Origin of the sequence: uncultured Demequina sp. (assembly GCF_913055775.1) — a bacterium.
Taxonomy (GTDB): Bacteria; Actinomycetota; Actinomycetes; order Actinomycetales; family Demequinaceae; genus Demequina.
Map to the genome: position 1 here is coordinate 1 of NZ_CAJXJX010000115.1, position 8,981 is coordinate 8,981.

The window sequence follows — 8,981 nt, forward strand, 5'->3', positions numbered from 1 at the left end:
CCGGGCGGCGGGCCGGTGCGGTGCGTCGCGTGCGGGTGCTGCTCGATGCCGATCCCGGGATGCGCTGGACGCGGCCGGGTGCGCGCGTCGACGTGGACGAGGAGGTCGCATGAGCGAGACCGCGCCCGCGCGGGGCGCACCCGTCGCGACCACTCGGCGTGCCGTGCTGTGGGTGCCCGACTGGCCGGTGGTGGCGGCGATGGCGGAGGCGGGCCTGAAGCCGGACGCCCCGGCGGCGGTGCTGCACGGCCGGGGGATGCTCGCGGTCTCGGCGGCCGCCCGCGCGGCGGGAGTGCGTCGCGGGATGCGACGGCGGCTCGCTCAGCGCGCGTGCCCTGAGATCGCGATCCTGTCCCACGACGAGGGCCGGGACGCGCGGGCATTCGAGGCGGTGGCCGCTGCGGCCGAGGACGTGGTCTCCGGGGTGGAGATCTCTCGCCCGGGGCTGCTGATGATCCCCGCAGACGGCGCCGCGCGCTTCCACGGTTCCGAGGAGGCGCTGGCGGAGGCGCTGGTCACCGCGGTCGCGGAGCTCGCGGGATGCGAGTGCGCGGTGGGAATGGCCGACGGCCTGCTGGCGGCGGTACTGGCGGCGCGCTCGTCGACGCTCGTGCCGGTTGGACAGTCAGCGGACTACCTTGCTGACGCCCCGGTGGACGTGCTGCCGCTCGCGGCGATGGAGAGGCGGCAGCGCGAGCAGGTCGAGGACCTGGTGGGCGTCCTCACCCGGCTGGGTCTCACCACGCTGTCGCAGTTCACGGCGCTGCCTGCGGGCGACGTGCTCGCGCGCTTTGGCCCGGTGGGGATGTGGGCGCACCGCACCGGCCGCGGCGAGGACGTGCGACCGCCGGTCCTGCGCCGCTCGGAGGAGGACATCGCGGTGTCCTACGGCTTCGAGGAGCCCGCCCAGCGCGTCGAGCAGCTCGCCCTGGTCGCCGCGCACGTCGCCGGGCTGCTGGACGCCGCCCTGCTGGATGCCGGCGTGCGCTGCGGACGCGTGCGCATCACCGCCACGACCGAGCGCGGCGACGTGCTCGAGCGCGTGTGGCGCACGGACGTGGGGTCGCGTGCGGGGGCCTTCGCGCGGCACATGACCGATCGCGTGCGCTGGCAGCTCGAGGGATGGCTGTCGGGGACCTCGACGGGACCGGAGCGCGCGCCGCTGACCTCGCTGGGGCTCACGGCGGAGGACGTGGTGCCGCTCGGGTCGGAGCAGGCGTACCTGTGGGGTGGTGTGTCCGGGGCGGACTCGCGAGCCCAGCGCACGCTCGAGCGGGTGCAGGGACTGCTGGGGGCCGATGCCGTGCTCGCCGTGCGCGAGCAGGGCGGCAGATCCCCGCGCGACCGGGTGCTCGCGCTGCCGTGGGGGCAGGAGGCCGATCCCGCGCGCCGTATCGAGCATCCCTGGCCAGGACGCATCCCCGATCCCGCGCCGGCGACGGTGCTGCCGGTGCCCGAGCCGCTCGAGGTGCTCGACGCGGGAGGGGCGCCCGTGATGGTCGATCGCCGCCTGGGGATGAGCGCCCCGCCCACGTGGGTGCGTCGCCGGGCCGAGCCCGACGATGAGCGTGCCGCCGCCGTGCGCCGCCACCCCTCATCCGGGCGCGTGGGCCGTCAGGATGGGCCGGCCTGGGGGCTGCCGCGCCCCGTGGAGGCGTGGGCCGGGCCGTGGCCCGTGGTCGAGCGCTGGTGGTCGGAGGACGCCTCGCGCCGGGCGTGCCTGCAGCTCGCGCTGCGTGAGCCCGACGGCTCCCCGGGGCCGGCGCTGCTCGCGGCCTTCACCGGCGGAGGCTGGGTGCTCGAGGCCGTCTATGACTGACTGCGTCGACTACGCGGAGCTGCATGCCCACAGCGCCTTCAGCTTCCTCGACGGCGCGAGCCACCCCGAGGAGATGGCGGCCGAGGCGGGGCGGCTGGGCCTCAGTGCCCTCGCGATCACCGATCACGACGGGCTGTACGGGGCGGTGCGCTTCGCCAATGCCGCGCGCGCGATCGACCTGCCCACGGTCTTTGGCGCCGAGCTGCACCTGGGTGCGCCCGAGACTCCGGGCGGGCCGCCCGTGCTGGACCCGCCCACGGGAGTGCCCGACCCGCGCGGCAGTCACCTGCTGGTGCTCGCACGCGGGCCGGAGGGCTACGGGCGGCTGTCCCACGCGATCGGCATGGCCCACCTCGCGACGGGGGAGAAGGGACTGGCGCGCTACACGCTCGAGGACCTCGCCGCGACCGGCGACGGGCAGTTCCTGGTGCTCACCGGCTGCCGCAAAGGGTCCGTGCGGCGTGCCCTCGCGGGAGTCGGCGTGCCGGGGGCGAATGCGCTCTCCGGCGCCGTGACCCCGCTGGGGTACACGGCGGCCACGCGCGAGCTGGACCGGCTCACCGCGCTGTTCGGGCGCGACGGCGTGGCCGTCGAGATCACGGACACCGGCGATCCGTTCGACTCCGAGCGCAACGCCGCGCTGGCGGACCTCGCGTTCGATGCGCGCGTGCCCCTCGTGGCCACGACAGGCGCGCACTACGCCACGCCGCGCGATGCGGATCTCGCGGGGGCGCTGGCCGCCGTGCGGGCGCGCTCGTCGCTCGACGACATGGACGGCTGGCTCCCTGGCGGCGCAGGAGGGCACTTGCGCTCGGCGGCGGAGATGATGCGCCGTCACCGGCGTCATCCGCAGGCGGTGTCGACCGCGGCGAGGCTCGCGGCGGAGTGCGCGTTCGACCTCGACCTCGTGGCCCCGAACCTGCCGCCCTACCCGGTGCCCGACGGCCACACCGAGGCGTCGTGGCTGCGCGAGCTGGTGCGCCGCGGTGCGTACGCCCGCTACGGGCCGCCCCACGACGAGCGCGTGCCCGGAGCGTGGAGGCAGCTCGAGCACGAGCTCAACGTCATCGAGGCGCTCGACTTCCCCGGCTACTTCCTCATCGTCCACGACATCGTGAGCTTCTGCCGCGACCACGACATCCTGTGCCAGGGACGCGGCTCCGCGGCCAACTCCGCCGTGTGCTTCGCGCTCGGGGTCACCGCCGTCGACGCCGTGACCCACGGGCTGCTGTTCGAGCGCTTCCTGGCCCCCGAGCGGGACGGCCCGCCGGACATCGACGTCGACATCGAATCCGACCGCCGCGAAGAGGTCATCCAGTACGTGTTTCAGCGGTTTGGGCGCATCAACGCCGCGATGGTCGCCAACGTGATCCAGTACCGGCCCCGCTCGGCGGTCCGGGATGCCGCGAAGGCTCTCGGCTACGACGTGGGCCAGCAGGACGCGTGGTCCAAGAGCATCGACCGCTGGGGCTCGCTGCGCATCCCGCAGCACCAGATGGAGGAGTGGGCCGCCAAGCAGCGCGACGCAATGTGGCCCGAGCCGCCGCCCACGCAGGACCTCGACCACATCCCCGAGCCCGTGCTCGACCTCGCCGACCGCTTCATGCGCCTGCCGCGGCACCTGGGGATCCACCCCGGAGGCATGGTGCTGTGCGACCGGCCCGTCATCGACGTGTGCCCGGTGGAGTGGGCCCGCATGCCCGGGCGCACCGTGCTGCAGTGGGACAAGGACGACTGCGCCGATGCCGGGCTCGTGAAGTTCGACCTGCTGGGGCTGGGCATGCTGTCGGCGCTCAAGTATGCGTTCGGCTTCATGCGCGACACCCAGGGCGAGGAACTGGGCCTGCACGCGCTGCCCCAGGAGGATCCCGAGGTCTACGACCTGCTGTGCGCCGCGGACACCGTGGGCGTCTTCCAGGTCGAGTCGCGCGCCCAGATGGCGACGCTGCCGCGCCTCAGGCCCCGGCGCTTCTACGACATCGTCATCGAGGTCGCCCTCATCCGGCCAGGACCCATCCAGGGCGGCTCCGTCCACCCGTACATCAACCGCGCCCGCGGGCGTGAGCCCGTCACCTACCTGCACCCGCTGCTCGAGAAGTCGCTGGGCAAGACGCTCGGGGTGCCGCTGTTCCAGGAGCAGCTCATGCAGATGGCGATGGACTGCGCGGGCTTCGACGGCTCGCTCGCGGACCAGCTGCGCCGCGCGATGGGATCCAAGCGCAGCCCCGAGCGGATGGAGGCGCTGCGCGCGCGCTTCATGGTGGGGGCGAACGAGCGCGGCATCACCGCGGACGTCGCCGAGCAGATCTTCGACAAGCTCAAGGCCTTCAGCGACTTCGGCTTCCCGGAGTCCCACTCGTACTCGTTCGCGTACCTGGTGTACGCGTCGAGCTGGCTCAAGGTCCACCGCCCCGCGGCGTTCTACGCGGGCCTGCTCGCCGCGCAGCCCATGGGCTTCTACAGCCCGCAGTCGCTCGCCGCGGATGCTCGCCGTCACGGCCAGGTGGTGCTGCGTCCCAGCGTCGAGCGCTCGGACGTGCTCGCGCGGGTCGAGCGGCTCGCCGAGCCCTTCGAGCCACCCGCCGAGACGCGCGTGGACATGGCCGCGCTGACGCACGTCGACCGGTCGCTCGCGGTGCGCATCGGCCTGTCTGCGGTGCGGGGGCTGGGGGAGGACGCCGCCCAGGCGATCGTCGACGCCCGCGCGGAGCGGCCCTTCGCCTCACTGACCGACATGGCGCGGCGAGTGCGAGTGCGGCCGGCCGGCGTGCGAGGCGAGGCTGGCCTCGCCCCCGAGAAGGGACTCACCGTCGCCCAGTGGGAGGCGCTCGCCACCGCCGGCGCGCTCGAGCCGCTCGGGGTGACGCGCCGCGAGGGCCTGTGGGCCTCGGGTGCGCTGGCGCGGGAGGGGCCCGACACCCTCGAGGGCGTCGAGACCGGTGTCGACGCGCCCATGCTGCCCGGGATGAGCGCGGTCGAGGAGGCCGTCGCGGATGTGTGGGCAGCAGGGGTGTCCGCGGACAGCTATCCCACGGTGTTCGTGCGTGACGGCCTCGACGCCCAGGGGGTGCTCACCGTCGCCGGAGTGCTGGGGCATGAGGCGGAACGGCGCGTCACTGTCGCCGGCGTGGTCACGCACCGCCAGCGCCCCGGCACAGCCAAGGGGGTCACGTTCATCTCGCTCGAGGACGAGACGGGCTTCCTCAACGTCATCTGCTCGAAGGGCGTGTGGCGGCGGTTCCAGGCCGTCGCGCGCCGCTCGCCGGCGCTGGTCATCCGCGGCCGGATCGAGCGCGCGGACGGCGCCACGAACCTGGTGGCCGAGCACCTGTCGCCGCTGAGCCTCAAGGTCCCGGCCAAGAGCCGCGACTTCAGGTGACCCGGCAGTCACCGCCCGCACGTCCGCTTGCCTTCAGGAAGGCGCCGCTGGGTTTCATCGGGCCGCTTCCACCGTGCTACCATTGCCGTCGCGCTGAGGCGCTGCGGGACCTGTCCCGGCGGCCTCGGAACACCTGTCCGGGTGGCGGAATTGGCAGACGCGCTAGCTTGAGGTGCTAGTGCCCGTTTTAGGGCGTGGGGGTTCAAGTCCCCCCTCGGACACCAGCAGGGCCGGGAGTCGCAGACTCCCGGCCCTTTCTCGTTCCCCGGCGTGGGCCTGGGCGCGGTGCGGCGCAGGCCGGGGTCCCGCGCGCCCACGCCTCGCGGCGCCGCCACGCTGGTCCTCCATCAGGATCACGTGCGGCGCCGGAGCCCACACTGAGCGTCCACTGCGGCGCTCAGACTGTGCACCCGAAACTGAGCGCCACAGTGGTGCCTCAGTGCGGGTCTGGGAGCGGCGCCGTCTCCCAGTGGAGGATGGCTGTCGAACGCCGCCGTTGCCCCAGGGAAGACCGGTGTGTACTGCACCCCAAGATCACGAAACGGTAACGGCGACGGAATATGCAGGGCCGATGTGTGGTTGGCTCGAAGGACAGAAGCGGTACAGACACGCAGCGAAGGAGAGCACCATGCTCGGCACCATCCTGTGGATCATCGCAGTGATCCTCGTGATTCTCGGCATCGTCCGCATCATCCAGAAGGACATCCTGTGGGGCGTGATTCTCATCATCGTCGGCCTGCTCGTGGGCCCCGGTGGAGTCAGTATCTTCACCTGACGGCGGCCCCGTACCGTCAGCATCGACGCCCGCCCGTCCGCCAGCCGCGGACCGGCGGGCGTCGCCGTGTCCGGGCGATAGCCTGAATCCATGACTGCTTCCCTCGACGTCGTCCAGATCTGCCAGGACCTCATCCGCATCGACACCTCGAACTACGGTGACGAGCCGGGACCGGGCGAGCGCGAGGCAGCCGAGTACGTCGCGGCGTTCCTGTCGGACCTGGAGCTCGAGCCCGTGATCCGTGAGTCGGAGCCCGGACGCGCGTCTGTGACGTGCCGGTGGGAGGGAAGCGACTCGAGCCGCGACGCGCTCGTAGTGCACGGGCACCTCGACGTGGTGCCGGCCTTCGCTCAGGACTGGACGGTGGATCCGTTCGGAGCGGAGATCATCGACGGGATGCTCTACGGCCGCGGTGCGGTCGACATGAAGAACATGGACGCGATGATCCTCGCGTCGGTCGCCGCCATGATCCGGGCGGGTGAGAAGCCCCCGCGCGACATCGTGCTCGCGTTCTTCGCGGACGAGGAGCACGGCGGCGCGCGCGGCGCGAAGTGGATGGTCGAGAACCACGCGGACGACTTCCGCGGCGCGACCGAGGCTGTCAGCGAAGTGGGCGGCTTCTCCGTGTACGTTGGAGGCAAGCGCGCGTACCTGATCCAGACCGCGGAGAAGGGCATCCAGTGGCTCAAGCTCATCGCGAGCGGCAAGCAGGGCCACGGCTCGCTGGTCCACCGCGACAACGCAGTGGCGCATCTCGCGGGAGCCCTGTCGCGCATCGGCTCCCACACCTGGCCTGTGGAGCTCACCCCCACGGCTGAGCGCCTGCTGCAGGGCGTCGCCGAGCTCGAGGGCATCGAGTACGAGCCCACGCCCGAGTGCATCGACCGCCTCGTGGCCGGCCTCGGTGCCATGGCGCCCATGATCGAGGCCTCTGTGCGCAACACCTCGAATCCCACCATGATGGACGCCGGCTACAAGACCAACGTGGTGCCGGACTCGGCCGTGGGATACGTCGACACCCGCTACCTGCACGGCCAGCAGGAGCAGGTGCTGCGTCAGATCGAGGAGCTCGCCGGCACGCACGTGAAGGTCGAGCCCTACATCGAGGAGCGCAGCCTCGAGGTGCCGTTCGAGGGTGCCCTGGTGGACAAGATGATCGCGGCGCTGGGCGTCGAGGACCCGGACGCGCCGGTGCTGCCGTACTCCCTCATGGGAGGCACGGACAACAAGCACCTCGCGTCGATCGGCATCACCGGCTACGGCTTCGCGCCCTTGCAGCTGCCGCCGGACCTGGACTTCCCGTCGCTGTTCCACGGCATCGACGAGCGCATCCCGGTCGACAGCCTGCACTTCGGCACGCGCGTGCTGACGGCGTTCCTGCGCGACTGCTGAGGCCTCAGGCCGCGTCGGAGCGCTGCACCCGCATCACGCGCCGGCGCAGCCACACGCGCCTGGCGCCGCCGACGAGGATCTGCGAGCGCTTGAGTTCCCACCGCCCGTATTCCGCCTGCTCGGTGACGAGCGCCCGCACCTCGGAGCGGGTCACGTCGCGCGGGATCTCGACCACGCGCCACTCGAAGCGGCTGGGCGCGCTCGCACGCCCGCGCGATGGCGAGATCACGTGTGCTGGCTGCTGATCGCTTTCTCTCATATCCCCTCCCATTCAACTGCATTGCCGGGTACCGTCGTCACCATGAGCACCGATGCACGCGAGGCGCTGAGGCGCCTGGTCGCAGCCCTGGAGGAGCACCTCGGGGCCGTGACGACGCGCCGTGGGGCGACCGACGCCGCGGTCGACGACGCGTACGAGGCGGTCGCCTCCGCGTTCGAGGAATACGAGGCCGCGCTCGACGTGGAGTACGCGGAGACCCTGCCGGTGGTGCTTGACGAGGACTTCGACGACGGCGAGGACTCGAACGGGGACGACGAGGACGACGAGGAACTCGACGCGCACGCGGCCGAGGACGAAGACGACATGGACGACGACATCGAGGACTTCGACCTGCGATAGGCGCTCGACGTCGTCATCCGCGCTACCGCCGCTCCGGGTAGCCCAGCGGCGGTGACGAGACCTCGTCGAGCGCGTCCGAGATCGCGGCAGGGAGATCGAGGCCGGCGGCCTCCAGAGATGGCTTGAGTTGGCGCGCCGTGCGGGCTCCCACGACGGCCGATGCGACGGCCGGGCGGGAGAGCACCCAGGCCAGGGCGACCTGGAGAGGGGCGCGGTCGAGGCCCTCTGCTGCGGTCGCCAAGGCGTCGACGATGGCGCCCGACCTGTCATCGAGGTAGGGCGCGACGAAGCCCGAGAGGTGCTCGGAGGCCGCGCGGGAATCCGCCGGAATCGCGTCCCGATACTTGCCCGTGAGGACCCCGCGGCCCAGCGGCGACCACGCGAGCACACCCATCCCGAGCGCCTGCGCAGCGGGCACGACCTCGCGCTCGACGCCCCGCTGCACCAGCGAGTACTCCATCTGCGTCGCGCTGATCGCCGGGCGGTCCGCGAGCGTCGCGATGCGCGCGGATGCCCAGCCAGGATGGTTGGAGATGCCCACGTACCTGGCGCGTCCTGAGTTCACGGCGATCTCGAGCGCGTGAAGCGTCTCCTCGACGGGGGCGACCGGGTCATACGCATGCACGAGCCACAGGTCCACGTGGTCGGTGCCCAGACGCGCAAGCGATCCGTCCAGAGTGTCGAGCAACGTGTCGCGAGAGGCGTCGATGACGCCGCCCTCGGCGGTCCGGCGGATGCCCGCCTTGGTGCAGATCTGGACGTCCGCACGATCCACCGTGCCGCCCAGCATGACGTTCTCGACGACCGTCAGCGCCGGGACGAGCATGAAATGCTGGTGCACCATGCCGATGCCGAGGGCGGTCGCGTCGCGCGGGCTGTCGAACTGCGCGGGTTGGCCGTTGATCGCCAACTCGCCCGCGTCCGGCGGAATGAGGCCGGAGACGATGTTCATCAGGGTCGATTTGCCGGCCCCGTTCTCGCCGAGGATGCCGAGCAC

At 72.1% G+C, this 8,981-nt stretch carries 7 protein-coding genes and 1 tRNA gene; 6 read left to right on the forward strand and 2 right to left on the reverse strand.

Annotated elements, in window-relative coordinates:
- The first annotated feature begins 109 nt into the window (after positions 1 to 109).
- The 5 genes from QZ483_RS10970 (at position 110) to QZ483_RS10990 (ending at position 7,365) form a co-directional block, all read left to right on the forward strand.
- Positions 110 to 1,819, forward strand: a complete 1,710-nt coding sequence (locus tag QZ483_RS10970; RefSeq protein WP_297083924.1) for a DNA polymerase Y family protein — start codon at positions 110 to 112, stop codon at positions 1,817 to 1,819.
- Positions 1,812 to 5,198, forward strand: a complete 3,387-nt coding sequence (locus tag QZ483_RS10975) for an error-prone DNA polymerase (RefSeq protein ID WP_297083926.1) — start codon at positions 1,812 to 1,814, stop codon at positions 5,196 to 5,198. Before QZ483_RS10970 ends, QZ483_RS10975 begins: the two co-directional genes overlap by 8 nt.
- 135 nt (positions 5,199 to 5,333) lie before the next feature.
- A tRNA-Leu gene (locus QZ483_RS10980) sits at positions 5,334 to 5,422 on the forward strand.
- A gap of 404 nt (positions 5,423 to 5,826) precedes the next feature.
- The gene (locus QZ483_RS10985) at positions 5,827 to 5,973 is read left to right on the forward strand and encodes a GPGG-motif small membrane protein (RefSeq protein WP_297083928.1); all 147 of its coding nucleotides are present in this window, start codon (positions 5,827 to 5,829) and stop codon (positions 5,971 to 5,973) included.
- Between the two features lie 90 nt (positions 5,974 to 6,063).
- The gene (locus QZ483_RS10990) at positions 6,064 to 7,365 is read left to right on the forward strand and encodes a M20/M25/M40 family metallo-hydrolase (RefSeq protein ID WP_297083930.1); all 1,302 of its coding nucleotides are present in this window, start codon (positions 6,064 to 6,066) and stop codon (positions 7,363 to 7,365) included.
- Between the two features lie 4 nt (positions 7,366 to 7,369).
- Here the strand turns inward: QZ483_RS10990 and QZ483_RS10995 are convergent, their stop codons facing one another.
- The gene (locus tag QZ483_RS10995) at positions 7,370 to 7,624 is read right to left on the reverse strand and encodes a DUF5703 family protein (RefSeq protein ID WP_297083932.1); all 255 of its coding nucleotides are present in this window, start codon (positions 7,622 to 7,624) and stop codon (positions 7,370 to 7,372) included.
- Between the two features lie 42 nt (positions 7,625 to 7,666).
- On the opposite strand from QZ483_RS10995, the gene QZ483_RS11000 reads away from it, so the two are divergent.
- Positions 7,667 to 7,984 (forward strand): primosomal protein, encoded by a 318-nt coding sequence (locus QZ483_RS11000; protein ID WP_297083933.1) that lies wholly within the window; start codon positions 7,667 to 7,669, stop codon positions 7,982 to 7,984.
- Between the two features lie 22 nt (positions 7,985 to 8,006).
- Here QZ483_RS11000 and QZ483_RS11005 read toward each other — a convergent pair.
- A partial coding sequence (locus QZ483_RS11005; protein ID WP_297083935.1) for an aldo/keto reductase occupies positions 8,007 to 8,981 on the reverse strand: 975 nt, incomplete at its 5' end.

Excerpts from the sequence above, each read along its gene's own strand:
- QZ483_RS10970 (WP_297083924.1), top strand. The coding sequence starts at position 110 with ATGAGCGAGACCGCGCCCGCGCGGGGCGCACCCGTCGCGACCACTCGG.
- QZ483_RS10975 (WP_297083926.1), top strand. The coding sequence starts at position 1,812 with ATGACTGACTGCGTCGACTACGCGGAGCTGCATGCCCACAGCGCCTTC.
- QZ483_RS10985 (WP_297083928.1), top strand. The coding sequence starts at position 5,827 with ATGCTCGGCACCATCCTGTGGATCATCGCAGTGATCCTCGTGATTCTC.
- QZ483_RS10990 (WP_297083930.1), top strand. The coding sequence starts at position 6,064 with ATGACTGCTTCCCTCGACGTCGTCCAGATCTGCCAGGACCTCATCCGC.
- QZ483_RS10995 (WP_297083932.1), bottom strand. The coding sequence starts at position 7,624 with ATGAGAGAAAGCGATCAGCAGCCAGCACACGTGATCTCGCCATCGCGC.
- QZ483_RS11000 (WP_297083933.1), top strand. The coding sequence starts at position 7,667 with ATGAGCACCGATGCACGCGAGGCGCTGAGGCGCCTGGTCGCAGCCCTG.